Below are 25,169 nucleotides of genomic sequence, written 5' to 3'. Positions count from 1 at the left end.
ATCAGCTCCTGTTAATAACCGGACGCGCCGGTAGTGGGGATAGCATTGCCACGGGTCAGCGCGATGGCTTCGCGCGATGCACGGCCCAATTGCATTACGTCGTTAGCCGGCGTCACAAAGTTAAATCCTTCGGCGATACGCTGTGCGGCGGCGGCACCCGAGGTGCAGAAAATACCCGCTATCTTGCTCTTCTCCCGACAGCGGCTGACCACCCATTCAATCGCCGCCAACATGTCCGGATGGGTGGATTCGGCGCTGGCGGCCCCTGTCAGCGTCAGAGAGAGATCGTTTGGCCCAATAAAAACCCCGTCCAGCCCATCGGTATCCAGAATGGCATCAATGTTGGTCAGACCTTCGCGCGTTTCTATCATTGCCAGGGTGAGGATTTCGCGGTTAGCGTGCTGCGGATAGTCAGCCCCGCCATACAGCAGGCCGCGCGCCGGGCCGAACGAGCGTATGCCCTCCGGGGAATAGCGACAGGCGGAGACAAAGCGGCGTGCCTGCTCAGCCGTGGAGATCATCGGGCAGATAACCCCATAGGCCCCGGCGTCCAGCACTCGCATGATCTGCGCCGGGGAATTGTCGGCAACACGCACCAGCGGCACCGCAGGCGTAGCGGACAGCGCCTGCAACATGGTTAACGCGCTGGCGAAATCAATCATGCCGTGTTGCAAATCTACGGTAACGGCATCGTAGCCCTGATGCCCCATAATTTCGGCGCTGTAGCTGGACGGAATAGCCAGCCAGCCGTTAACGACCGGACGCTTTTCCGCCAGCGCCTTTTTGACATTATTTACTCGCATATCAAGGACTCCATAATCCACTGTCGAAGCGGGGCCGCGGCGTTATCCGGCGATTCAAGGACACAAAAATGCCCCGCTGAATTGAGGGTGACCCAGGTTGTATTCGGCGCACAGTCGGCGGCCAGCCGGTGATGTTCCGGGGTACAAATGGGATCGTATTCACCGTTAAGGATCAGTACCGGACAACGGAGACCGCGCAGTGCGGCGCGGTTATCGCGGCGGCTGATGGCGATTTCCGTCTGGCGAGAAAAGGTTTCACTGTCCGTCTCCTCGGCCATCAGGCACAGGGTGTCGTGCAACGTGCGGTTGTTCCGGTTGGCCGGGGCCACATAGCTCTCCCAAAGCGTGCCAGAGAGCCATTCCCCATGCCCCTGCTCACGCGCCTTCTGTACCGCCGCCCGCCGGGTGTCGGCATTCTCAGGCCGGTCTGCCAACGGATTAACCGAGGTCAGCGCCAGACCGGCCAGCCGCTCGGGCGCATCGGCCGCCATTTGCAGCGCGACGATCGCGCCCAGCGAAAAGCCCGCCAGCAGAAAACGTGGCGGCAGCACAGGTAACAGCCGTCGGGACGATTCCGGTGCCGAATCGGCGCTGGCTAACGTCAGGCAGATAACTGCGGGGACGTTCAGGCGCTCAATCAACGGCCCCCACAGCCGGGCGTTGCATAACGTGCCGCCGATCAGCACTAACGGCGTGTGAGTGTTATCTATCAACGGGAGTCGGGTCATGTCGCCGTCCAGCCTCCGTCCACCATCAGCGCACTGCCGGTGATCATCGCCGCGGCATCAGAAGCGAGAAACACCACCGGGCCCATCACATCTTCCACTTTGCCCAGGCGCGGCAGCTTAATGTTGCTCATCACGTAGCGGCGAAAATCCGGATCTTCCAGCGACCGACGCGACAGTTCGGTTTCGACGAACGTCGGGCATAGGGTGTTAACCCGGATCCCCGCGTCGCCCAGTTCGAGCGCCATGGTGCGCGTCAGCCCTTCGAGTGCGAATTTCGACGCGCAGTAGACGCTGCGCTGCGGGCCGCCAACGTGGCCCATTTGCGATGAGATATGAATGATTGAGCCTGCAATCTTTTCCTCACGCATGCGCCGGGCCATCTGCTGGCTGATAAAAAAAGTTGCCCGCAGGTTGAGGTCCATCACCGCGTCAAAATTCTCTTCGCTGACCTCGAGGAACGGCTGATGACGCGCTAATCCGGCGCTGTTGACCAGGATATTCATCGTCGGCAAGGTGCTAAGGGTTTCAGCCACCTGTTTCGATGCGGTGATATCCAGCGCCAGCGGGTGCAGCGTCAACCCGCCGCCTGCGGCCCACTCGACCGCATGCGCCAGGTCAGCAGGATTTCGGGCGGCAATCCACACCTCTGCCCCGGCATTCGCCAGCGCTACCGCGCAGGCAAAACCGAGTCCTTTCGAGCCTCCGGTGACCAGCGCCCGCCTGCCATGCAGGGTGAATAAAGGCGTTTGCGGGAGCGGCATGCTCACACCTTCTCTCTCACCGGGGCTGGCGTCGCGTAAGGCACGTCCGTCTGACCGTAGCGGCGCACGCGGATATTGGCCTGCTCGGCGTGTCCGGCAAAGCCTTCCAACAAGGAGAGACGCGAGCAGTAGCTGCCGATTTCCGTGGTCGCTTCATCGGTTAACACCTTTTGCCAGGTGCAGGTCTTCATGAATTTGCCGACCCACAGACCGCCGGTGTAGCGAGCGGCTTTCTGCGTCGGCAGCGTATGGTTGGTGCCAATCACCTTATCGCCATAGGCCACGTTAGTGCGCGGGCCAAGGAACAGCGCCCCGTAGTTGGTCATGTTGGCGAGGAACCAGTCGTCACGCTCGGTCATCACCTGCACATGTTCGGAGGCGATACGATCGGCCTCTTTCAGCATCTCGTCGTAACTCTCGCAGACGATAACTTCCCCGTAGTCTTCCCAGGCGCGACGGGCGATATCGGCGGTAGGCAATTTCATCAGCAGTCGATCAATTTCGGCCATCGTCTCTCTGGCGAGTTTTTCCGAGTTGGTCAGCAGGATAGCGGGCGTGGTGACACCGTGTTCCGCCTGACCCAGCAGATCGGTGGCGCAGATTTCCGCATCCACGCTTTCATCGGCAATCACCAACGTTTCTGTCGGGCCCGCAAACAGGTCGATCCCGACGCGACCAAACAACTGGCGCTTGGCTTCGGCCACGAAGGCGTTGCCCGGCCCCACCAGCATATCCACCGGGGCCAGCGTGTCGGTGCCCAACGCCATTGCGCCGATAGCCTGAATCCCGCCCAACGCATAAATCTCCGTTGCACCCGCCATCTTTTGGGCCGCCACAATCGCCGGGGCCGGGGCGCCATTGAACGGCGGCGCGCAGCTGATAATCCGCGAACAGCCTGCGACGTTGGCGGTGATGATTGACATATGTGCCGAGGCCAGCAGCGGATATTTCCCTCCCGGCACATAGCAGCCGACCGCATTAATCGGAATGTTTTTATGGCCGAGGATCACCCCCGGGCGTGTTTCAACTTCTAAATCCAGCAAACAGGCTTTCTGCTGGCGAGCGAAGTTAACCACTTGCTCCTGAGCAAATTCGATATCCGCAATATCCTGGCGACTCAATTGCCGGATACACTGATTAATTTCGGCTTCACTGAGGCGATAATCCTGTCGGTCATAGTTGTCGAATTTAATGGATAATTCGCGAATCGCTTTATTCCCGCGATTTTCGATATCCGCCAGGATAAGCTCCACCGTTTCTCTTATTTGACGCTGGGCTTCCTGACGTTCCTGAACAGGCTTACTGGTTTTTAAGGCATAGGCCATGATGTACTCCTTGAAAAATTGGAATGAGAGATCCCCTCCCGATAAACCAGGATGGGTTATTTACCTATAAAAAATTATCTATCGCGGGCGGCAGCTAATTGCCCTTTCGCGGCTGGCTCATCTGCTTTTTTTATTTGTCGGGAATAAACCCAGCGCGCAGAGAGCGGGGTCATCATCACCGCCACCACCGACAGTGCGGCGATAACGATATAACCAGAGGACATATTAATATGTTGCAGCATAACGCCCATAATTACCGGGCCAATAAACATACCCAGCGAGTAAATCGTCTGGAACAACCCCATTCGGGTGGACTGTTCATCGGAGGTGGTATTCACCACGCTTAACGACATAAAGGCAGCAAACGCCATACCGAATGAGAACCCGGCCATCGCCTGCAAGCCGTAGATGACATACATATTGCTGGTGAACGGAATGCCGATGGTCGAAAGCACCTGCAAAATAATCCCGAGGACCGCCGTTTTCACCACCCCAAGGCGTTTATAAAACACCGAACTACACAGCGCGACGGCTATCGCATAAAAGACCAGATGAATATTACTCAGCAACGACAAAATCCCTGCCCGCGCCCCAAGCTGTTCTGCATAGATGGGCGTGAGCGTATCCCGGGTGGCGAACGGCACCAGAATCACAATGGTCGCCAGAATACCTATCATCCACACTGAACGATCGCTGAGTTGTTTACGTGCCGCCACAACGCAGGCCTGTAAGGTGGGTGCCCGCACGGCGTCGTGTACATCGGTGATGCGCGTGGTCAGCAGCAGCGCCAGCAGACCGGACATACAGGAGAGGAAAAAGGCGATGTTGTTGTCAAAATAGTGAATTAACAATCCACCGATGCAGTTGCCAATAAACACCCCAACCGGCCCGGCCAGGGCCAGTAGCGCGACGGCGGCCGGGGCTTCGCTGCGGTCAAAGTAGCGCATAAACAAAATGTTATATAAAACCCAGGTCGCGGCGGTAACGCCATCTGCCGCTTTGGCCAGATACAGGGTGACCGGATTGGGATCAAACCAGGCTAAAGGCCAGGTAAAAATCGGCAGTAACAGGCTAATCTGAATGAATATTTTACGGCTTTTGACCACATCAGAGACGATCCCCAGCGGGAAGCGAATCAGTAAGGTCGCCAGACCGCTGGCACCCATGATCATGCCCATCACCTGCGGTTCGATGCCCTGCTCCAGCATCATCGGCGCAAGAAAGGCGTCAATGCTGTGGATACAGATGAAAAACAGAATACTGATGACGAAAAAGAGCCGGGCTTCAGGTCGGCGTAACAGTGCTCGAAACATGGTTGTGAACCTCTGAAAGGTAATGGTTTTAACCAGTCAAGTACGGCATTTACCGGCTCTGTCCCTCTGGTTCCCTCTCCGTTTGCCCGGTATCGTTGACGGCATGAATATTTCGATGAATACGTATTCAAGAACTGAAGTTACGAAAAGGTTTCAATTTTGTAAAGTGACCTAAGTAGCATTGTGAGAAAATTAATTTTGTGTGTTGCATACGCATGCAAAGATGGTGTAAGTATAAAAAACACCCTCTCTTCACGGCGTGTCTGATGAGGTCGTCAGCTGAAGTCAACGGCGGTGGAGAGAGTCAAAAATAAGGAACTGGGGTAATGAAGCGGAAGAGTTTTGCGGCGGTCACTTCGCAGCAGGTGGCACAACTGGCAGGGGTATCGCAGTCGGCGGTCTCACGGAGCTTCACGCCCGGGGCAAGCATTTCCCCGGCGACGCGTGAAAAAGTGCTCAAGGCTGCCCGGGAGCTTGGCTATCGTCCCAACGCGATTGCCCGCTCTCTTAATACCGCCCGGTCGCGCATTATCGGCGTGGTGGTGTCCTATTTCGAGAACCCGTTTTATCCGCAGGTTCTCGAATCGCTGGCGCGAAAACTGGACACCCTGAACTACCACCTGCTGCTGTTTGTCGCTGATAAAGACGGCAATGTGGACAGGATTTTCGATCAGATTATGCAATATCGCGTGGACGGCATCGTGCTGGCGTCGGTCACGCTGTCGTTGGATCTTTCGGAAGAGTGTCTGGCGGCGGGCATCCCGGTGGTGCTGTTTAACCGCAGCGAAGACAGCGGGATGGCCTCCAGCGTGAACAGCAATAACGAAGCCGCCGCGCGGCAAATCGCCGAATTTTTTGTGGCCGGGGAACACCAGCGCTATGCCTACGTCGGCGGCGTGGCGGATTCATCGGTCAACATCGCTCGCCAGCGTGGCTATCTGGCCGCCTTGCAGGAACACGGCATTGACGATGTTAAGGTGGTTAATGGGGATTACGATACCCGTCAGACCGTGCGTGCCGCCTACAGCCTGTTTTCGCAGACGCCCGTACCGGACGCCATTTTTGTTGCCAATGACCACATGGCGCTGACGGTAATGGACGTCGCCCGCTACGAATTCGGCCTGCAAATTCCGCAGGATCTCTCCATCGTTGGCTATGACGATACAGGCCCGTCGGGCTGGCCTTCTTACGCGCTGACGTCCGTTTCGCAGCCTGTGCAGGAGATGGTCGACGCGGCGGTAGAATTGTTAATGAAGCAAATTGAGAGCGACACCATTGAGCCAGAGCAAATTATGGTCCCGGGCATGTTGGTTGTCCGCCACTCCACCCGCCGCCCGCGCAGCGGCATTATCGAAAAAGAGGGTGTATCCCTGTTTCAGCCTCAGGAGAGCAAATGAGCAGATTGCCTGGTTTTAGCCCCCAGTTCGACTCCATCCAGCAGTTTATTCTGACCCTGACGCATGTCGTCTGGGAGCAAAAAGATATCGGTCAGCTCGCCGATTTCTATGGCTCGCCGGTGGTGTTTATTACGCCAGAGAAACAGCTCACCGACCTGTCACAGTTTATGCGCCATACCCTGGAAGCGATGTACAGCTTCCCCCAGCGCAGCGTGCTGACGGAAGATATTCTCTGCACCGACGCGCCCGGCGGCGAATATTATGCCTCGCAGCGCACCATGGCCTCGATTCGCCATCAGGGCGAAGGCTTCTTCGGCCCGCCAACCGGGAAGAACGTGTGGGTACGCACCTGGGCGGATCGTATCTGCGCCGATGGCTCGGTGCGTCAGGAGTGGTTATTGCAGGACAGAGCCGCCATCGTGGCCCAGTTAGGGCTGGATATGCGCGAATTTGCCCACAGCCTGAGCCGTGCGCGGCAGCAACTGGGGCTGGAAGATCCTACGGCGGAAGTGCTTGATGCGCGCTGGGCGGGCGGGCCTGAAGGCGACGACGTTAGCGGCCCTGTCGCCGGGGTCATCGAACGCTATCTGACGATGTGGGCGGGTGGTAACAGCGGCACGGTTCCCGGGCTGTATCACCCCGCTGCCACCTTGTATGCTCCTGGGCACTGCATGGGCACCGGCGAGGCGGAAATCAGCGCCCTGCTGGCGGGTTATCGCGCCTCGTTTGCCGACAGCGAAACCCAGCTTCACCATTTAATTGTGCGTAAAGATCCCAATGAACCGGTGCGTATTTCGCTGCGCTGGTCATTATTAACCTGGCATGACGGCTACGGGAAATTTGGGGCGCCGACGCGGAAACCCGTGTCGATTACCGGCATTAGCCAGCTTGAACTCCGCGATGGATTAATTATTCGCGAATATTTAGGCATCGATGAATTAGCTATTTGGTCTCAAATCGTCAATCAATAATATTTTAATAGCCTACACCTTTTTACCCGCCGCAATATAAATTGCGGCGATCCCCTCTCATTCATTTTTATGAATGCAGGGATCGTATTATCTGAAAACATCTGAACATCAATGCAGGAGGTCCTATGTCTTCAACTGAAGCAACCAATAAAGCTCCAGCAGTACCCGAGAAAAATACCCATAAAATTCAGCGTGACGAACCGGTATTACAGATTGAACGCCGCGACTTTATCGATCTGGTGCCGGAGAAACGCCCGCGCGTACAGTCATTAAGAGGCTTTGATGAGTGTTATACCGATATTGTCGATTATATCGTGCGTTGCACCCATAAAATATGGGATGAACGCGATGTGGGTTTAATTTATACCCACTATACGCATAACTGCGTGCTGTATAACGCCCTGGGGACACTGTATACCCGTGAAGAAGTCGTGCAGGACACGCTGAAACGACTGGTGGCCTTCCCGGAACGTCGGGGCATGGCGACCCAGGTCATCTGGAACGGCAATGACGTCGATGGTTTCTATACCTCCCACCTGGTGACCGGCACCGGGCGTCATACCCAATTCAGCCATCTCGGCCAACCGACTAACCGTACCTTTGTCACCCGTACCGTCGCCGACTGCATGATCCACGAGAACAAGATTTATCGCGAGTGGGTGGTGAGTGACAACATGTCGATGATGAAACAGCTGGGCCTCAATACCGATGAGATAGCCTTTAACATGGCGAAGGAGCAGTTTGATAAAGGTTTCCGCGTCACCGATATCGGTGAAAATGGCCGGATGCTGGGCCAGTATCCCCCGGAGGTGGAGTGCGATGTGTCCATTGCCCATACCGATACCGAAGAGCAGTGCCTGCGCTGGATGCATGAAATCTATAACCGCCGGATGCTGGGCAAAATCAAAGAGGTGTATGCCCCGAACGTGCAGTACCACGGCCCGTTAATGAAAGAGCTGTACGGCGTGGCATCGGTTACGCACCAGACCCTGGCGCTGATTGGCATGATCCCGGACGGAGCATGGCTGCCACAGCACATCTGCTCTAATCCTTGCGATGAAGGCGGCGTGAAAGTGGCTATCCGCTGGATAATGGAAGGTCATCACCTCGGCTACGGCGAACTGGGCAAACCGACCGGAGAGCGTCTGTTCGTGATGGGCATGTCTCATTATCACATTGTGAACGGCAAAATTGTCGATGAGTGGGTGGTGTACGATCACCTTGCGCTGCTGGCACAAATCAAACTCGGTCAGATGGAGAACGCATAATGTCTGCACAATCAATTGTTAACCAGGTGAACTGGATCAAACGCCCTCAGGGACAGGACGAGAAAGCCGACCGTTCCCTGACCGATACCGTCAGCGCCATCATTGCCCGCGTGAAGCAAGAAGGTGATGCGGCGCTGCGCGATTACTCTCAACAGTTCGACAAGGTCGTGCCGCAGCAGTTTGAAGTCTCTGCCCAGGAAATTGAGCAGGCGCTGGCGGCAATGGACCCGCAGACCCGTCGCGACAGCGAGTTTGCCATTTCGCAAGTGCGCCGCTTTGCGCAGGCGCAGTTCGCCACCATGTTACCCCTGGAAGTCGAAACGCTGCCGGGCGTCCATCTCGGGCACCGGATCATTCCGGTCCAGACCGTCGGCTGCTACGTGCCCGGTGGGCGCTACCCTATCCTTTCCGCCCCCGTAATGTCGATTGTGCCCGCCACCGTGGCTGGCTGTGAGCAGATTATTGCCTGCCTGCCGCCGGGCGCGCATCCGGCGATGATCGCCGTTTGCCATCTGGCCGGGGCGCATCGCATTTTCAAAGTTGGCGGCGCCCAGGCCATCGCTGCCATGGCCTGGGGAACGGAAAGTATCCCGTCAGTGGATAAAATCGTCGGCCCTGGCAATGCCTACGTGAACGAAGCCAAGCGCCAGGTCTTTGGCAAAGTCGGGATTGATGCCCTGGCCGGGCCGAGCGAGATTTTCACCGTGGCAGATGAAACCGCCGACCCGCGTATTCTGGCCGCCGACCTGCTGGCCCAGGCGGAGCATGACATCCACACCCGCGTTGGCCTGGCGACCACCAGCCAGGATATCGCCAGCCGTACCCTTGCCGAAATCGAACGTCAACTGGGTAACCTGCCTACCGCCGCTACGGCGGGAGAAGCCTGGCGTCGTCAGGGCGAAATCGTGGTCTGCGATTCAGAAGAACAGCTGGTCGCCTTTGCCGACTTTATGGCAACCGAGCATTTACAGGTTCATACCCGCGATCCGCACGCCACCGCGGCGAAGATCCGCAACTATGGTTCACTGTTTATCGGGCAAAACGCCAGCGTCGTCTTCTCGGATAAATGCTGCGGCACCAACCATACTTTGCCGACCATGGCGGCGGCGCGCTATACCGGCGGGCTGTGGGTCGGGGCGTATGTCAAAGTCTGTACCCATCAGTGGATTGATGAGCAAGGCATCCCGGCGATCGCCGAACCGGCTATCCGCCAAAGCCGCACCGAGGGCATGCAGGGCCACCGCCGTGCAGCTGAGATCCGCCTGCATCCACAGGATATCGATGCCATCACGGCAGGCCTCCGGGACTAAGCGGTTAAAGAGGCAGGCTCAATGGCCTGCCATTTTTTTCAGGACATTACCCTATGCATGCAATGCGTCTTATCCCTCCCCTCGATTGTCGCGAAGAGATAGCCCGACGGCTTCAGGCCATGGCTGACAACCGACATCTGAATGCCATTCTTGGTGTCAATCCCGATGCGATGGCGTTAGCCGGGCACTACCAGCAGCGCAGACAGCGCGGGGCGATGCTTGGGCCACTGCATGGCGTGCCGTTGATCGTGAAAGACAACATCGCCTGCGGCAAATGGCCGATAACGCTTGGCTGTAAAGGTCTGGCATCGGTAACGGCGGCATCTGATGCGCTCGTTATCCAGCGTCTACGGGCTGCCGGGGCAATTATTCTTGCCAGGGCGAATATGTCTGAGTTTGCTTTTGACGTCCGTTCCCGCAGCTCGCTCGGGGGGGATGCGCGTAATCCCTTGCAGCCTGAGGTAACGGCGGGTGGCTCCAGCGGAGGCAGCGCAGCTGCGGTCGCAGCCGGAATGGCCGACGCTGCGTTAGGGACAGATACCGGCGGTTCGATTCGCATTCCCTGTAGCTATACCGGCCTCGTCGGACTGCGGCCCGCGTTCCGGCGCGAGATGCTTGCGGGCGTTGCCCCGTTAGCCCTGAGCAAGGATACCGTTGGCCCGATGGTACACACCGTGCGGGATGCGGCACTCTTGCACGCCATTATGCACGGCGAGCAGCCAACGCAACCGATGGCCGCCCCGTTAGCATCACTTCGTCTGGGGGTAATTCACGCGCTGCAAGGCGACGATCCGGCACAGCTACGCGTCTGGCATCACGCGCTGAACCAGTTGCGGCTGGCCGGGGTGACCCTCATTGACGTGGACCTGCCGATTCTGGCGGAGGTGAAATCGCAGCCCTGTCTGAGCCTGTATGAGTTTCAGGTGGCTCTCAATGGCTGGCTGGTGCAACAGCAAAACGGGCCTAACAGCCTGCGGGAAATCATCCATTCCGGGGAGTATCTCCCCGAATTTCGTTCCCTGCTGGAACAGATGCTCACTTCGCACAGCCTGAAAACGCCGCAGTGGCTGAATGGCCGTCGCTTCCAGCGCGGTTTATACCAGGCACTCACCCAGGCGGCAGACCATGACCGCATTGATGCTTTTGTCTATCCCACCGTCGGCAGTCAGCCAATTAGCCTGGATAAAATGCCGCCGGGCTGTGCGCCTGAACTGGCCGCAATCAGCGGTCTGCCCGCCATTACCTTGCCGTGTGGCAGGGTCGAAAGCGGTTTACCGGTGGGTATGGAATTGTTGGCAAACTCACGGGACGCGCATTTTTTACTGGCCATTGCCCTGGCATGTGAAAACGTTTTTCACCCAGAGTAAGTCTGGTTTTTTCATTTCTCCTGCTATTCCATCAAGGATACAATGGCCGCAACACTCTTTATGACAGGTAACATCGGCCATGGCTGTGATCCCCAAAAACTACACGCGCCTCGAAAGCGGCTACCGTGAGAAAGCACTCAAAATCTATCCGTGGGTCTGCGGACGCTGCTCGCGCGAGTTCGTGTATTCCAATCTGCGTGAATTAACGGTTCACCATATCGACCACGATCATACCAATAACCCGGCGGATGGCAGTAACTGGGAGCTGTTGTGCCTGTATTGCCACGACCACGAACACTCGAAGTACACCGAAGCGGATCAGTACGGCAGCACGGTGATTGCCGGGGAAGATGCGCAGGACGACGTGGGTGCCGCAACCTATAACCCATTCGCTGATTTAAAATCGATGATCGGTAAGAAGAAATAATCTCAAGCAGCGGCTTATCGCCCCCCGGCGGTAGGCCAACGCACTTTTAAAGCTCGCCCACAAACCCGCCTTCCCCTGCGTAGTCTACACTCAACCTTCCTGCTTCGATCGCCGTCACATAATTTCATCGGCAATTATTACTCTCAGGCTAACAATCCTTTGCGCAGCTTAATTGATGCTCTACTCCTTACGGAGCAGACTTACTGCAGCATAAATCCAGGCAAAAATAATTTGCTGAATCAGGAGGTTGATAATGAATGCTGGCCAAACTCCGGCCCGGAACTGGAACACGCGCCGTAGCGAAAAAGCACGCCGCGTAGCATCCCTTCCGGTGCAGGGTAAGGTAATTCCCACCGACGGTCTGGTGGATGTGCTGGAAAAACTGATTGCTCCCGGCGACCGCGTGGTGCTGGAAGGTAACAACCAGAAACAGGCGGATTTCCTCTCGCGTATGCTGGCTGAAGTTAACCCGGCAAAAATCCATGACCTGCATATGATCATGCCGAGCGTCGGACGCAGCGAGCACCTTGATATCTTCGAAAAAGGTATCGCCCGCAAGCTTGATTTCTCGTTCTCCGGCCCGCAAAGCCTGCGTATTTCGCAGCTGCTTCAGGACGGTCAGCTCGAAATCGGCGCTATCCATACCTACATCGAACTCTACTCCCGTCTGTATGTTGATCTCTGCCCGAACGTGGCGCTGATTGCCGGTTATAAAGCTGACCGCAAAGGCAATCTCTACACCGGGCCAAGTACCGAAGATACGCCTGCGCTGGTCGAAGCCGCAGCCTTCCGCGACGGGATCGTTATCGCCCAGGTTAACGAACTGGTCGACGATGAGTGCGATTTGCCGCGCGTCGATATTCCCGGCTCGTGGATTGATTACGTGGTGGTGGCAGATAAGCCGTTCTTTATCGAACCGCTGTTCACCCGCGACCCGCGCCTGATCAAACAGGAACATATCCTGATGGCGATGATGGCGATCAAAGGCATCTACGCGGAACACCAGGTGCAGTCCCTGAACCACGGCATCGGCTTTAACACCGCCGCTATCGAACTGCTGCTGCCGACCTACGGCGAACAGCTCGGCCTGAAGGGCAAAATCTGTAAACACTGGACCCTCAACCCGCATCCGACGCTGATCCCGGCGATTGAAAGCGGCTGGGTGGAGAGCGTGCACTGCTTCGGCGGCGAACTGGGGATGGAAGAGTATATCCGCGCCCGTCCGGACGTGTTCTTTACCGGTGCCGACGGTTCAATGCGTTCTAACCGTGCGTTCTGCCAGCTGGCAGGCCAGTACGCGGTGGATATGTTTATCGGTTCGACCTTACAGGTCGACGGTCTGGCTAACTCCTCTACCGTGACCCGTGGTCGCCTGTCCGGCTTCGGCGGTGCGCCAAACATGGGCCATGATCCACACGGTCGCCGTCATGCCACTCCGGCGTGGCTGAACATGATGACCGAACCCGACCCGATGCAGCGCGGTAAAAAACTGGTGGTGCAGATGGTCGAAACCTTCCAGGCAGGCGCCAAGCCGACCTTCGTGGAAAAACTCGATGCGGTTGAAGTGGCTCAATCCTCCGGAATGCCGCTGGCTCCGGTAATGATTTACGGCGACGACGTGACCCACGTGCTGACCGAAGAAGGCATCGCCTATCTCTACCGTGCCAAAGATATGGAAGAACGCCGCGCCATGGTAGCCGCCGTAGCCGGGATCACCGACATCGGCCTTGGCGTTGACGCCAAACGCGTCGCTGACCTGCGTAAGAGCGGCAAAGTGGTGTATCCGGAAGACATGGGCATTCGCCGCAGCGATGCTACCCGTTCCCTGCTCGCCGCAGGCAGCGTGGCGGATCTGGTCGAATGGTCAGACGGTCTTTATAACCCACCTGCGAAATTCCGGAGCTGGTAATGAAACAGCTGTCACAGACTCAAGCAGAGGTTCAGGCCTATCGCCTGGCGGTTATCGCCCGCGATTGTCTGATCGACGAAGCGCGATTAAGCCCGAAGCCGGGTCTGGTGGACAGCCGGGGAAACGGTGCCCATCACGATCTGTCTCTGGCACTGATGGAGCGCTCGGCGCACAGCCTGACCCCCACGTTTCTGCAACTGGCCCGACACAGCTGGCAACGTCCCGCCGACATCGCCCTGCGCGAAACCGTCGGTCGTCTGGGTCGTGAAGGCGAACAGCAGATGATGGCCGCCACCGACGGGGTTAACACCCATCGCGGGGCTATCTGGGCGCTGGGCCTGCTGGTCAGCGCCGCCGCGATGCTGGATGAAAACGCCAGTGCGCAGGAGATTGCCGCCGCCGCCGCCCTGCTCGCCCGTTTGCCGGACCGCGCCGCGCCGAAAGTGTTCAGCAAAGGGCTGAAGGCGACGCACCGCTATCAGGTTCCGGGTGCACGTGAAGAAGCGCAACAGGCGTTTCCACATGTGATGACCCTGGCCTTGCCGCAGCTGTTACGCAGTCGCGCCCAGGGTGCCGGTGAAAGCGAAGCCCGTCTCGATGCGCTGATGGCGGTCATGACTTCGCTCAGCGATACCTGCGTGCTGTCTCGCGCAGGCATGACCGGCCTGCACGCAATGCAGACCGGTGCCCGGGCGGTGCTCGCCGCCGGGGGGGCCGCGACGGTCGCAGGTCGCGAGGCTCTCGCCCGTCTGGATGCGCAGATGCTGGCCCTCAACGCCTCACCCGGCGGGGCCGCCGACCTGCTTGCCGCCACGCTGTTTCTCGACAGGGTCAGCCAGCCCGCGTCTTGCTCAATTTAAAGAGGATGTTATGGAACACATTACATTGTCATTCCCTGCCAGCCGCACGTTCAGCGGCAAAGCCCTCGCAGGGGTCGTTGGTTCCGGTGATATGGAAGTCCTGTTCACCGCCACCGAAGGGGACACGCTCAGTATTGATATCACCACCTCGGTCGACAACAGCACCCGTCGCTGGAATGCGCTGTTCGACCGCCTGAACCTGACCAACGGCCTGCCTGCGGGCACGCTGATCATTCACGATTTCGGCGCGACGCCCGGCGTGGCACGCATTCGTATCGAACAGGTTTTTGAAGAGGTGAGCCATGCGTAACGACCGCAGCTTTATTGAATTACGGGCCCGTGAACGCGCCCACGCGCTGCTGGATGACGGCAGCTACCGTGAACTGCTCGATCCGTTTGAAGGGATTATGTCGCCGTGGCTTGCGCCGCAGGGCGTAGTGCCGCAGTCCGACGACGGCATGGTGGTCGCTCGCGGCACCATCAACGGTCAGTCAGCGGTGGTGATTGCCATCGAAGGCACCTTCCAGGGCGGCAGCATGGGCGAAGTGTCCGGGGCCAAGATGGCCGCGGCGCTCGAACTGGCAGCAGAAGATAACCGCAACGGTATCCCGACGCAGGCCGTGCTGTGCCTTGAAACCGGCGGCGTGCGTTTGCAGGAAGCCAACCTCGGCCTGGCCGCCATCGCCGATATCCACGCGGCGATCGTGGACCTGCGTCGCTACACCCCGGTGGTCGGCATTATCGCGGGCACCGTCGGCTGCTTCGGCGGGATGTCGATCGCTGCCGCGCTGTGCAGCTACCTGATTGTCACCCGCGAAGCCCGTCTGGGCCTGAACGGACCGCAGGTTATCGAACAGGAAGCCGGTATCGAAGAGTATGACTCCCGCGACCGTCCGTTTATCTGGAGCATGACCGGGGGCGAGATTCGCTATGAAAGCGGCCTCGTGGATGCCCTGGTTGGCGACGGTATCAACGCGGTGAAAGGCGCGATGAATGATGCCATTGCCAAAGGCGTTCCGGCGCAGAACCGCAGCGACAAGTATGCCGAATTCCTCGCCCGTCTGACGAACTTTGATACCCGTCAGCAGGCCGATACGGCGCAGATCAAACAGCTTTTTGCCCAGGAGGTGAAATGATGACTCAGTCCAATAGCCGTGGGGCCGTATGGCTGGAAAAACTGGCGCCGAACGCGCCACGCATGAGCGGTCTGTGCCCATCGGTGCAGGTCGCCGACGGTGAGCTGAATGGCGAAAGCGTGCGTTTCATCGCCGTGGTGCCGGATGCCAACAACCACTATCCACGCGCCGCCAAAGGCGAAGTCGGTCTGCTGGAAGGCTGGACGCTGGCGAAAGTGGTGAATGAAACCATCGACGCCGACGCCAGCCGCGACGTGAAGCGCCCTATCGTGGCGGTGATCGACGTGCCGAGCCAGGCCTATGGCCGTCGCGAAGAAGCCTTCGGGATCCACCAGGCGCTGGCCGGGGCCGCGGGCGCTTACGCCAAAGCCCGTCTGGCGGGCCATCCGGTGATTGGTCTTATCGTCGGGAAAGCGATGTCCGGGGCGTTTCTGGCGCACGGGTATCAGGCCAACCGCCTGATTGCCTTCAACGATCAGGGGGTGCTGGTCCACGCCATGGGTAAAGAGTCTGCGGCGCGTATCACCCTGCGTTCCGTGGATGCGCTGGAGAAACTGGCGGCAACTATTCCGCCAATGGCTTACGACGTCAGCAACTATGCAACGCTCGGCCTGCTCTCCGACCTGCTGAATATCAGCAATCCGGATGCGCCAACCGATGCCGATCTGGCGCAGGTGTTAATCATCCTGCAGCAGTCGGTGCGCGAAGCACGTCAGGATCCGAGCCTGAAAAACCGTCTCGGCGCGGATAACCGCCGGAGCTCAGCCCTGGTCCGCGAACGGATGCGCGCCAGCTGGTAAAGCGCAGCAGTAAGAAGTACGTAAAAAAAGACCTGCCGAAAGCGGTCGCCGTCGGGCGCAGCATAGCGCCCACGGTATAGCCGCTTTTAGAAAAATATAAACATCGTGTCAGTGCCAAATCTTTTTTTATCTACAGGTGGTTAATTCTATGACTTATGTAATTGTTCATGCCCTTGCTCCGATTTTCCTTATCATGCTGCTGGGCTTCTGGGCCGGCAAAGCCAAAATGGTCGACAACAAAAATGTGTCGCTGCTGAATATCTTCGTGATGGACTTCGCCCTGCCTGCGGCGCTGTTTAGCGCAACCGTGCAGACCCCGTGGTCCGGAATTGCCGCCCAGTCTCCGCTGATTGTGGTCCTGACTGGCGCAATGTGGGTAACCTACGCGGCTATCTATTTCCTTGCCACCAGCGTATTCAAAAAATCACCGCAGGATGCCGCCGTTCTGACCCTGACCGTCGCCCTGCCGAACTATGCGGCGCTGGGCCTGCCGATCCTCGGCAGCGTGCTGGGTGAAGGTTCTGCGACCTCTCTGTCCGTGGCGGTATCTATCGCCTGTGGTTCCGTGCTGATGACCCCGTTCTGCCTGCTTATCCTTGAGCGTGAAAAAGCGCGCGCGGCCGGTGAAAACAGCGGTTCTACCCTGGCGATGCTGCCGGTGCTGATGTGGCGCTCGCTGAAAAAACCTATCGTGATGGGCCCACTGCTGGGTGTTATCCTCTCTGCGATTGGCATCAAAATGCCGGACCTGCTGCTGTCGGCGATTAAACCACTGGGCCTGTCTGCCACCGCGGCCGCCCTGTTCCTGACCGGGGTTATCCTCTCTGCCCGTAAGCTGAAGCTGAACGCAATGGTCGGGATTGCCACCATTACCAAACTGCTTATCCAGCCATTCATCGCCTGGGGTATCGTTCTGGCCTTCGGTCTGCACGGTTCTGTGGCAATCACCGCTATCCTGATGATTGCGCTGTCTGCTGGCTTCTTCGGCGTGGTGTTCGGCAACCGCTTTGGCGTGCAGTCCCCGGACGCAGAAGCGGTGCTGCTGTTGAGCTCGGTTCTGTGTATCCTGTCGTTACCGCTGTTCATTACCTTAACTTCAGGCATGTAATATGACTTTCACACCGCGCCCCCACGATTTGCTGTGGCTAAATAACGCTGACGCTTTGCTGAATATTCAGGAGGCATGGGTCGCAAGCCAATGGCACCCCGGTCTGCCGGTCGTGGTGCGGCGCGATGTGAATGACAAGGCTGATATTCCGGTGGGCGTCCGCGGCATGAAGCGCGAACAGCGTGCCGCCGGATGGGTTAATGCAGAAGCCGTCATCCGCACGGTGACGCCCGAAATGCTCGCGGAACGCGAACGCCTGCTGCATTCCCCGTTTGTCTCCCAGCCGCCGGTTCAGGCGGCTATTTTACTCACCACCTTTGTGTGGCCGTGGCATTGGGGCATAACCGGCAGCACCGGATATGCACTCGCCACCGAAATTCCGGTTCTGCACGCCGACAGCGACCTCGATTTGATCATCCGTGCCCCACAGCCGCTGACGCCGGATGAATTACGCCAGTGGCAGACGCAGGTCGAAAAACTGCCGTGCCGGGCGGATACCCAGATTGAAACCCCCTTTGGCGCTTTCGCGTTGAACGAATGGCTGCGCGAAGGCCGCGTCCTGCTAAAAACCGCCCACGGCCCGCAGCTGACCGCGACGCCGTGGCACAGGGAGCCATGATGAAAATCCTCTTTACCTTCCCCGGCCAGGGCACCCAACGCGCCGGGATGCTGCAAAATTTGCCCGACGGCGACGCACTGCTCGCCGAAGTCCGCCCCGTGCTCGGGGCTGAAACCGACATCCTTGATACCGCCGATGCGTTACAGCACACCCGTGCGGTGCAGCTGTGCCTGCTGATTGCGGGTGTGGCCTGGGCGCGAGAGCTTATCCGTCACGACGTCGCACCGGATATCGTCAGCGGCCTGTCGATTGGCGCCTATCCTGCGGCGGTGATTTCCGGCGCGCTGGATTTTGCCGATGCGCTGCGTCTGGTGGCGCTGCGCGGCGATTTAATGGAGCAGGCGTATCCTCACGGTTACGGCCTGACGGCGATCGTCGGTCTCCCGCTTAATCAGGTTGAAAAATTGATGGCAGGCAGCGAGACGTATATCGCCAACCTCAATGCAGACACGCAGATTGTCATTGCTGGGCGCGATGAAGAGATGGCGCGCGTGGCGCAAAAGGCGCTCGACGCCGGAGCCAGCAAAGCGACCCGGCTTGCCGTCAGCGTGCCGTCGCACTGTGCGCTGTTGGACAAACCGGCAGCAGAACTGGCCGCCGCCTTTCAATCAGTGACGTTGTCACGTCCTCAGCGCACCTACCTCAGCGGATCGACGGGCCGGGTGCTGTGGGAACCGCAGAAAATCGCCGACGATCTGGCGTATAACATGGCGCGCACCGTGCAGTGGCAGGATGCGATGGTCTCCGCTAATCAGCGTGATGCCCGCCTCGCCATCGAAATGCCACCGGGCAGCGTGCTGACTGGATTAACGCATCTGGCGGGCTGGCAAGGCGACGCGATTTGTCTGGAGCGTAACAGCGTCGAGGTGGCGCAGCATCTGGTTAAACGGCTTAGCCGTTAATACTCCGGGCGTACATGCGCCCTTCTGCCGCCAGCGCCAGCAGGTCCTGATCGCGTTCCCGGTGGTGTGAGTAGACAATCGAAATCAGCTGGCGCATCTGGTACGGTTCCGCCAGCTTTAACAACTGCACATCATTCTCATACACCTTCTTCATGCGCCCTGGGATCAGGGCAAACCCCACGCCCGCCTGTACCAGGCTTATCATCGAGAAAATGTCATTTACGCGGGTCACGATTTCCGGCTCAAATCCGGCAATACTGAACGCTTCCTGGAACCCGGCGTAGGTGGCAAAACCTTCCGCCAGCGACACGAATTTGCGGTCGGCGTAATCTCGCAGATCGGCATCCTGCGCGGTATTGAGCGGCACACTGGCCGGGGCGGCGAGAAAAATATCGTCATGGAACAGCGGAATAACGTCGAAGGCTGACCCGTCAAACTCACCTTCGTTGGTGGAGATCAAAATCGCATCCAGGGCATCATCTTCCAGCATATCCAGCAGCATCTGGTTAGAGCCCATGGTCAAATCCAGCTCCAGCGATGGACGACGCAGCTTCATGCCCATGATAATTTTCGGCACCGTTTCCAGGGTCAGCGAGTACAGCGTGCCGATCCGCAGCCGCCCGCGCCCAACGCCCGCCACTTTGCGCGTCTGCTCCAGGCCTTTACTCATCAGGCCTATCACGTCCTGACAATATTCCAGCAGCGTCCAGGCGGCAGGCAGAGGCACCAGATTGCGTCCTTTATGAACAAACAGCGGACAGCCGACGCCCTCTTCCAGCGTATGCAGCGCCCGATGGACGCTGACGCTGCTCAGCTCCAGGGCCTCTGCGGTACGGGCGATGTTGCCTTTGTTCATAAACATCACAAAAACGGTGAGTTTGCGGAAGGTAATGTCCTGATTAATGTCGTCTTTCATGGCAGCCGGTTTGATATTTTTCAGATGAATGATTATACCCGGTTTTTGTGCCTCACCGCGTTACGCGCGGGCGTATGCTATATTTTTTGAGATAGCCCCTTCGTTACGGCAAGAGTGCCAGCGATGTTGCGGTAAAGTTGAGGTAATAGCATGGATCAGATTAAAAAAACCTCTCCCTTTGCTCAGGCGCTGATCGACAACCTCTCCCCTTATCTCACGTTTGACACTCACCCAGCCGGTGCGAAATTTAAACTCGTTGAGAATGGGGTCAGAATGTGTCATTTCATGCGGGACGGCATATTGATGCTGTATCGAGGCGATGACGAACAGCTATTGATGGGTACGCTGGGACCACCGTTTATTAGCGGCTTGGGTGATTTTAATGAGGACGTTAGCAGCTTGACGCTGATTACCGCCCAGCCCTGCGAGATAGCCGTCCTGACGCGCGAAAAGACGTTTGAAATTATCGAGCAAAAGGATTTATGGAAGCTGGTTGCACAGCAGATGCAGCATGTGTCCGGGCAGCTGCTTAAATATTCTGCTCAGTTTGCCGCGCCGACTGCCTATGAGGCTATCTGTCATCAGCTGCGCTTGCTGATTAACGAACCGCCCTCACTCCGCAAAGAGATTACCGCCGAAAAATACATTCGCAGCAAAGTTCCGCTTTCACGCAGCGGCACGATGCGAATTCTGTCGGATTTAAAAACGGGGGGATATATCGTCATTGAAGACGGCATTCTGATTGAAATCCGCCATTTGCCTGCGAAGTATTAGCTAAGCCCGCCGAAGCGGGCCGTTTTAAGCAATATCACATGTCGTCAGAGGTGTAACCCACTACGATTTCCAGCGTCTTACGGATGACGTCTGACTTCACCACGTCATCAGTACATTCCAGCATATGGATTAAGCTTAAAATGATGCTTTTGTTGGTCAGATGATTGCCTGAAGATATGATCCCACGCACTGCCACTCCCAATACTGCAGACTCTTCTGCCAGCATATCGCCCGCGTGACGGAAGTAATTTGAGAGTGCTTTGTCATTCAGGGCTGTGTAAATATCAGGTTCATGTAGCATCGCCATTCTCATTTTCTCGTTCATATTTCAGTAACTTTTTTGAGATCAATGGAGCTTGCCGCTGTTACTCGGTTCGCGGCCATTCATCCCCCCATCGACTCGGTCCCTGAGTCTGATTTCGCCTTCATCCTGATGGCGAGGTGACTGAACTGTATTCATGTCTGCGAGTATTTTGCTGATAAGTCCCAGACGCTCGCTGTCCTTTTCGGACGCCTGCATAACTCGCAGCTGATGTATTAGCGATTTCGCATTTACCGGTCTTTTATTCCTGAGAAGATCCAGTACTGCCTCGCCAATCAATTCATCTTTCAGTTGTTCAGGGTGACTTCTCTTCATAACGACTGTCTCTTATTGCTGCATTTCCTCGTAAACAGAATGCAACATTAAGCACTATCTAGTGAAGAAGATCATGTGATGGAGTACATCAACGCTTCATCGGTAAACCTCACTTCTACGTGCTTTGTGATTATCAGCGCTCTGCGGACGCTGTGCTCTCACGGCTCTCAAACAGCAGACCGATCAGGGCGTTATAGTGTTTCTCTTCTTCAGGGCCAGACGCCTTTTCCAGACGCTTAAGAAGCTTGGTGCACAGTGACTTTCGATTCAGATTTCGGCCATCGCTAAGAATTTCAGTCACAATCTCGCCTAAGGTTTCCTGCTGAGTCGGCAGGTTGGCTTTTGCGAAGTAGCGGGAAATCGCCCCGGCTGAATCGACGGCTAACCCCTTATGCTGCTGCATGTGTCGCTCCTGTTCGAATGTTTGAATGTTTGAATGTTACAATTGATTATCAAGTTAGGTTAATTTTGAAAACTTGTACAGGAAATGTGTACAAAAGATTAGCTTGCTAATTGGCGAAAAGTGCTATTTACGTTTTTTCAATGATATAGGATTTATCCAGATGAAATTTACCTGCAATTTACTGTACACAATGAAAGATCCAGCCTGATGAAAATGGTACGCGTATCGCGCCCCCCGCCCTTTCATGTGAAATCGATGTTAAGACAACGTGTTGATTTGAACGACGTTAGCGCCATTATCTGCTACTGTTGACCCACACTCGCTCATTTCCGGAATGACCATGCTCACCACCATCATTTATCGCAGCCACTTGTGCGACAACGTGCCGTTCAAAGCGCTGGAGGGGATGGTAGCCGCCGCTAATCTCACCAACCAACGGGCCAGCGTCACGGGTATCTTGCTGTTTAACGGCACCCATTTCTTCCAGCTGCTCGAAGGCCCGGAAGAGAACGTGAACGCCATTTATGCGCGTATTTGCCAGGATCGCCGTCACTACAACGTGGTTGAAATTTTGTATGACTACGCCCCGGCGCGCCGGTTTGGCAAGGCCGGTATGGAGTTGATTGACCTGCGTGAACACGAACGGGAAGCCGTGCTGCAAACCGTGCTGGACAAAGGCACCACCCGCTATCAGTTGACCTACAACGACCGTGCCCTGCAGTTCTTCCGCACCTTCGTTGAGGCCAAGGAAAAACAGAATTACTACGAGATCCCGCCCGCGGATTCGTGGGAGTTTATTGCCGACGGCCAGGCCGTAAACCTGCCAGCGGACTACACGCCGATAGCCTCTGACTGCACCTTTGCGTTCCAGCCGATTATCGACCCGCTGGCGCAGGAGATAACGTCGCTGGAAGCGCTGATCCGCACGCCCACCGGCGATTTGCCCGGGCAATACTTCGCCCACCTTCCTGATGGCGAACTGTATGCGGCCGACCTTCGCAGCAAGAAAGTGGCTTTTGCAATGGCGCACGCGCTCGGTCTGCAGGACAACGTGCTCTCCATCAATCTGCTGCCGATGACGCTGGTGCAAATTCCCGGCGCGGTACGTTATTTACTGGATGAAATTGAAGCTAACGGGCTGGTGCCGGAACAAATCGTGGTCGAATTCACCGAAAACGAGGTTATTTCGCGCGTTGATGAATTTAAGGGGGCGGTCAAAGAGCTGAAAGCCGCAGGTATCAGCGTCACCATCGATCACTTTGGTGCTGGTTTTGCCGGTTTATTTTTGCTCACTCAGTTCCAGCCAGACAGAATTAAGATTAATCGCGAATTGATTAAAGATGTACACAAAAGCGGGCCCCGACAGGCCATTGTTCATGCCATTATTCAGTGCTGCGCCTCTCTGGAAATCCAGATTTCCGCCGTCGGAGTGGAGAAAGCGGAGGAGTGGATGTGGCTGGAATCCGCAGGCATTGCGCTGTTCCAGGGCAATCTCTTCGCCCGCCCTTGTCTGAACGGGATCCCTGCCGTTGCCTGGCCCGAGAAAAAAACGCCACTGTAGCCTTTAGATTAATTTTGCTAAACTCTTAGCTGGAGGCTGTACAAGTAATTATAATTTGTACAGCCGATGACCTTCCTGTACAAGGATGATTCAGGGGGCATTGATTCAGGTATGAGGGAAGCTATGGCTTTTTACAGCATTGGTGACGTAGCGGAACGTTGCGGGATTAACCCCGTCACGCTGCGTGCATGGCAGCGACGTTATGGTCTGCTCAAACCGCAGCGCAGTGAGGGCGGCCATCGACAGTTCGACGAAGAAGATATCCAGCGCATTGAAGAGATTAAACGCTGGATAAAATCCGGAACGCCTGTCAGTCGCGTTAAAGAGCTGCTGGATGTTAACCGCACGCCGCTCAACGATGACTGGGCAGCGTTGCAAGAAGAGATGATGTCCGTCCTTCGCCAGGCCCAGGCCCCTAAACTGCGCGCCAAAATTCTTGCCGCTGGCCGTGAACATCCGGTCGCCGCACTTATCGACAATGTGTACATCCCCGTTCGCCAACGCCTGAGTCTGGATCACAACACCGCCCGCACCATGTGCAGCCTGCTCGATGGCATTCTGATTGAATACGTGGCCGCGAATCTGGTCGAAACCCGCCGTAAATCAGGTAAAGAAGCGTTGCTCGTCGCCTGGGATGTGGAAGACCGCCTTCGTTTATGGCTGGAAGCCTGGCGTCTTTCCCAGTCTGGCTGGCATATTGCCGTGCTGGCTGAACCGCTGGAGTCCCCTCGCCCCGAATTTTTCCCCGGCCAGACTCTTTTTGTCTGGACAGGCCTGGCCCCGACCAGACGTCAACAGGAGCTGTTGCAGCACTGGCAGGAACAAGGCTATACCGTGCATTTTCATCATCCTGTGCCGTGATCCGTGCGGCGGTCTTCGTCGGGCCGTCCTTCTCATTCTGATGCTACTTCAACTTTCCTACCCATTCTGAGCAAAAATCCAGATAAGCCCGCACCAGTGTGGAAGGTCGTTTATGGCCAGCATAGACAAGCAGTAACGGGAGGGATTGTTTGGCTATCCCGGGCAAAAGCTGGATAAGCTCACCGCTTTCCAGCCAGGGTCTGACTGAAAAATCCATTACCTGTGAGACGCTCATACCGCTCAGAGCATAATGAATTAATGCCTGTGTATTATTGGTGGAAAAGACAGGCTCGTATTTCACTTTCTCAACGCCAGAGCCCCATTCAAACGAACCATGATTCAGGCTTTCCCAGGCAGCAATCGGAAGCTGGGCCATTTCAGTTAGCGTTGTTGGAGTGCCGTAACGTGCTAATAATGCGGGACTTGCCACAAACAAGGCTTCCACTGTCATCAGTGGTTTCGCAATCACATCATCAATATTTAAATTGCCCATTCTGAGCGCAACATCAACCCCATCGTCAAACAAATCAACGACTCTTTCGCTTGAATGACAAAATACTTTGATATCAGGATAACGCTGCTGAAACTCGAGCAGTAAATCCCACCAGAGTGAGAAATTGGGTGGCACAGAAAGACGTAATTTGCCCTGTAACTTGTGGGCTGAGGTTACCGATTTTTGTGCATCCTCCAGCAGTTCAACCCCCAGGCGAGCCTGTTCAAAAAACTGTTGTCCCTGATAGGTTGGCTTAACCCCTTGTTTTGAGCGATTCAGGAGCTGTACGTTTAACGCCTGCTCAAGCTCGTTAATTTTTCGACTCAGCGTTGAAATTGGCATGCCCATTTTTTCACTGGCCGCAGAAAAACTGCCGGCATTCACCACCGCGATGAACAATTTGGTTGCGTTGAAGTCCACTGTACTTTCCATATTTGGGCATCATCTGTTTATTTTTGGTGATTCCATTCCATTTTGCAAAGAGTAAAGTTTCACCTTTCTGATTTTCACCAGGACTGAA

At 56.5% G+C, this 25,169-nt stretch carries 27 protein-coding genes; 17 read left to right on the top strand and 10 right to left on the bottom strand.

Translation table 11 applies throughout. The features are described 5' to 3' along the window. Nucleotides 1-11: 11 nt before the first annotated feature. The 5 genes from ACG0Z5_RS00660 to ACG0Z5_RS00640 form a co-directional block, all read right to left on the bottom strand. Nucleotides 12-803, bottom strand: coding sequence for an HpcH/HpaI aldolase family protein (locus ACG0Z5_RS00660; RefSeq protein ID WP_394444828.1), 792 nt, complete (start codon nucleotides 801-803; stop codon nucleotides 12-14). After that, entirely contained in the window at nucleotides 794-1,531 is a 738-nt protein-coding gene (locus ACG0Z5_RS00655) for an alpha/beta fold hydrolase (RefSeq protein ID WP_394444826.1), read from the bottom strand. Before ACG0Z5_RS00655 ends, ACG0Z5_RS00660 begins: the two co-directional genes overlap by 10 nt. Beyond that, complete coding sequence (locus ACG0Z5_RS00650; protein ID WP_394444824.1) at nucleotides 1,528-2,292, bottom strand: SDR family NAD(P)-dependent oxidoreductase; 765 nt, start codon at nucleotides 2,290-2,292, stop codon at nucleotides 1,528-1,530. Before ACG0Z5_RS00650 ends, ACG0Z5_RS00655 begins: the two co-directional genes overlap by 4 nt. Nucleotides 2,293-2,294: 2 nt before the next feature. Further along, on the bottom strand, nucleotides 2,295-3,617 hold the full coding sequence (gene hisD / locus ACG0Z5_RS00645) for a histidinol dehydrogenase (RefSeq protein ID WP_319630448.1): 1,323 nt from the start codon (nucleotides 3,615-3,617) through the stop codon (nucleotides 2,295-2,297). A 74-nt stretch (nucleotides 3,618-3,691) separates the two neighbouring features. After that, a complete protein-coding gene (locus tag ACG0Z5_RS00640) occupies nucleotides 3,692-4,930 on the bottom strand; it encodes an MFS transporter (RefSeq protein WP_394444823.1) in 1,239 nt (412 codons plus the stop codon). Between the two features lie 326 nt (nucleotides 4,931-5,256). On the opposite strand from ACG0Z5_RS00640, the gene ACG0Z5_RS00635 reads away from it, so the two are divergent. The 14 genes from ACG0Z5_RS00635 (at nucleotide 5,257) to mdcH (ending at nucleotide 19,004) form a co-directional block, all read left to right on the top strand. Then, a complete protein-coding gene (locus ACG0Z5_RS00635) occupies nucleotides 5,257-6,327 on the top strand; it encodes a LacI family DNA-binding transcriptional regulator (protein WP_394444822.1) in 1,071 nt (356 codons plus the stop codon). Further along, the gene (locus ACG0Z5_RS00630; RefSeq protein WP_394444821.1) at nucleotides 6,324-7,298 is read left to right on the top strand and encodes a nuclear transport factor 2 family protein; all 975 of its coding nucleotides are present in this window, start codon (nucleotides 6,324-6,326) and stop codon (nucleotides 7,296-7,298) included. The genes ACG0Z5_RS00635 and ACG0Z5_RS00630 overlap by 4 nt, the downstream gene beginning before the upstream one ends. Before the next feature lie 125 nt (nucleotides 7,299-7,423). Then, a complete protein-coding gene (locus ACG0Z5_RS00625; RefSeq protein WP_319630452.1) occupies nucleotides 7,424-8,566 on the top strand; it encodes an ester cyclase in 1,143 nt (380 codons plus the stop codon). Further along, nucleotides 8,566-9,876, top strand: coding sequence for a histidinol dehydrogenase (hisD, locus tag ACG0Z5_RS00620; protein WP_394444820.1), 1,311 nt, complete (start codon nucleotides 8,566-8,568; stop codon nucleotides 9,874-9,876). The genes ACG0Z5_RS00625 and hisD (ACG0Z5_RS00620) overlap by 1 nt, the downstream gene beginning before the upstream one ends. 53 nt (nucleotides 9,877-9,929) lie before the next feature. Beyond that, on the top strand, nucleotides 9,930-11,243 hold the full coding sequence (locus tag ACG0Z5_RS00615) for an amidase (protein ID WP_394444819.1): 1,314 nt from the start codon (nucleotides 9,930-9,932) through the stop codon (nucleotides 11,241-11,243). Nucleotides 11,244-11,322: 79 nt separating this feature from the next. Further along, nucleotides 11,323-11,670 carry an HNH nuclease YajD gene (gene yajD, locus ACG0Z5_RS00610; protein ID WP_319630455.1) on the top strand — a complete coding sequence of 116 codons (348 nt, stop codon included), beginning with the start codon at nucleotides 11,323-11,325 and terminating at the stop codon, nucleotides 11,668-11,670. Nucleotides 11,671-11,923: 253 nt separating this feature from the next. Beyond that, nucleotides 11,924-13,579 (top strand): malonate decarboxylase subunit alpha, encoded by a 1,656-nt coding sequence (gene mdcA / locus ACG0Z5_RS00605; protein ID WP_394444818.1) that lies wholly within the window; start codon nucleotides 11,924-11,926, stop codon nucleotides 13,577-13,579. Then, entirely contained in the window at nucleotides 13,579-14,439 is an 861-nt protein-coding gene (locus ACG0Z5_RS00600; RefSeq protein WP_394444817.1) for a triphosphoribosyl-dephospho-CoA synthase, read from the top strand. The genes mdcA and ACG0Z5_RS00600 overlap by 1 nt, the downstream gene beginning before the upstream one ends. A 10-nt stretch (nucleotides 14,440-14,449) precedes the next feature. Continuing rightward, the gene (gene mdcC, locus ACG0Z5_RS00595; RefSeq protein ID WP_394444816.1) at nucleotides 14,450-14,749 is read left to right on the top strand and encodes a malonate decarboxylase acyl carrier protein; all 300 of its coding nucleotides are present in this window, start codon (nucleotides 14,450-14,452) and stop codon (nucleotides 14,747-14,749) included. After that, entirely contained in the window at nucleotides 14,742-15,575 is an 834-nt protein-coding gene (locus tag ACG0Z5_RS00590) for a biotin-independent malonate decarboxylase subunit beta (protein WP_394444814.1), read from the top strand. The genes mdcC and ACG0Z5_RS00590 overlap by 8 nt, the downstream gene beginning before the upstream one ends. Beyond that, complete coding sequence (gene mdcE / locus ACG0Z5_RS00585) at nucleotides 15,575-16,375, top strand: biotin-independent malonate decarboxylase subunit gamma (protein WP_394445059.1); 801 nt, start codon at nucleotides 15,575-15,577, stop codon at nucleotides 16,373-16,375. The genes ACG0Z5_RS00590 and mdcE overlap by 1 nt, the downstream gene beginning before the upstream one ends. 148 nt (nucleotides 16,376-16,523) lie before the next feature. Next, the gene (locus ACG0Z5_RS00580) at nucleotides 16,524-17,483 is read left to right on the top strand and encodes an AEC family transporter (protein WP_394444813.1); all 960 of its coding nucleotides are present in this window, start codon (nucleotides 16,524-16,526) and stop codon (nucleotides 17,481-17,483) included. Between the two features lies 1 nt (nucleotide 17,484). After that, on the top strand, nucleotides 17,485-18,102 hold the full coding sequence (locus tag ACG0Z5_RS00575) for a malonate decarboxylase holo-ACP synthase (protein WP_394444812.1): 618 nt from the start codon (nucleotides 17,485-17,487) through the stop codon (nucleotides 18,100-18,102). Further along, entirely contained in the window at nucleotides 18,102-19,004 is a 903-nt protein-coding gene (gene mdcH, locus ACG0Z5_RS00570; protein WP_394445058.1) for a malonate decarboxylase subunit epsilon, read from the top strand. Before ACG0Z5_RS00575 ends, mdcH begins: the two co-directional genes overlap by 1 nt. Here mdcH and ACG0Z5_RS00565 read toward each other — a convergent pair. After that, nucleotides 18,994-19,920 carry a LysR family transcriptional regulator gene (locus ACG0Z5_RS00565; protein ID WP_394444811.1) on the bottom strand — a complete coding sequence of 309 codons (927 nt, stop codon included), beginning with the start codon at nucleotides 19,918-19,920 and terminating at the stop codon, nucleotides 18,994-18,996. The two genes, mdcH and ACG0Z5_RS00565, sit on opposite strands and share 11 nt — an antisense overlap. 150 nt (nucleotides 19,921-20,070) lie before the next feature. Here ACG0Z5_RS00565 and ACG0Z5_RS00560 point away from each other — a divergent pair, with 150 nt between their 5' ends. Further along, nucleotides 20,071-20,694, top strand: coding sequence for a helix-turn-helix domain-containing protein (locus ACG0Z5_RS00560; RefSeq protein ID WP_394444810.1), 624 nt, complete (start codon nucleotides 20,071-20,073; stop codon nucleotides 20,692-20,694). Between the two features lie 34 nt (nucleotides 20,695-20,728). Here ACG0Z5_RS00560 and ACG0Z5_RS00555 read toward each other — a convergent pair whose 3' ends face one another. From ACG0Z5_RS00555 to ycgZ, 3 genes are all read right to left on the bottom strand, one after another. Next, nucleotides 20,729-20,995 carry a biofilm/acid-resistance regulator YmgB/AriR gene (locus ACG0Z5_RS00555; RefSeq protein WP_319630463.1) on the bottom strand — a complete coding sequence of 89 codons (267 nt, stop codon included), beginning with the start codon at nucleotides 20,993-20,995 and terminating at the stop codon, nucleotides 20,729-20,731. Nucleotides 20,996-21,040: 45 nt separating this feature from the next. Further along, nucleotides 21,041-21,331: a hypothetical protein gene (locus tag ACG0Z5_RS00550; RefSeq protein ID WP_394444809.1), complete on the bottom strand. Its 291-nt coding sequence runs from the start codon at nucleotides 21,329-21,331 to the stop codon at nucleotides 21,041-21,043. Between the two features lie 133 nt (nucleotides 21,332-21,464). Then, on the bottom strand, nucleotides 21,465-21,734 hold the full coding sequence (ycgZ, locus tag ACG0Z5_RS00545) for a regulatory protein YcgZ (RefSeq protein ID WP_394444807.1): 270 nt from the start codon (nucleotides 21,732-21,734) through the stop codon (nucleotides 21,465-21,467). Nucleotides 21,735-22,074: 340 nt separating this feature from the next. Between ycgZ and ACG0Z5_RS00540 the strand changes: the two genes are divergently transcribed. Continuing rightward, nucleotides 22,075-23,295 carry a diguanylate phosphodiesterase gene (locus tag ACG0Z5_RS00540; RefSeq protein ID WP_394444806.1) on the top strand — a complete coding sequence of 407 codons (1,221 nt, stop codon included), beginning with the start codon at nucleotides 22,075-22,077 and terminating at the stop codon, nucleotides 23,293-23,295. A gap of 123 nt (nucleotides 23,296-23,418) precedes the next feature. Further along, entirely contained in the window at nucleotides 23,419-24,156 is a 738-nt protein-coding gene (locus ACG0Z5_RS00535; protein WP_394444804.1) for a MerR family transcriptional regulator, read from the top strand. 43 nt (nucleotides 24,157-24,199) lie between these two features. Here the strand turns inward: ACG0Z5_RS00535 and ACG0Z5_RS00530 are convergent, their stop codons facing one another. Next, nucleotides 24,200-25,081, bottom strand: coding sequence for a LysR family transcriptional regulator (locus tag ACG0Z5_RS00530; protein ID WP_394444803.1), 882 nt, complete (start codon nucleotides 25,079-25,081; stop codon nucleotides 24,200-24,202). Nucleotides 25,082-25,169: the final 88 nt, after the last annotated feature.

This window comes from Scandinavium sp. M-37 (genome assembly GCF_043558715.1).
In the GTDB taxonomy this organism is placed as follows: Bacteria; Pseudomonadota; Gammaproteobacteria; order Enterobacterales; family Enterobacteriaceae; genus Scandinavium; species Scandinavium vulneris_A.
The sequence above is the reverse complement of the archived record's forward strand: the minus strand, read 5'-3'. Positions and strand labels throughout refer to the sequence as shown.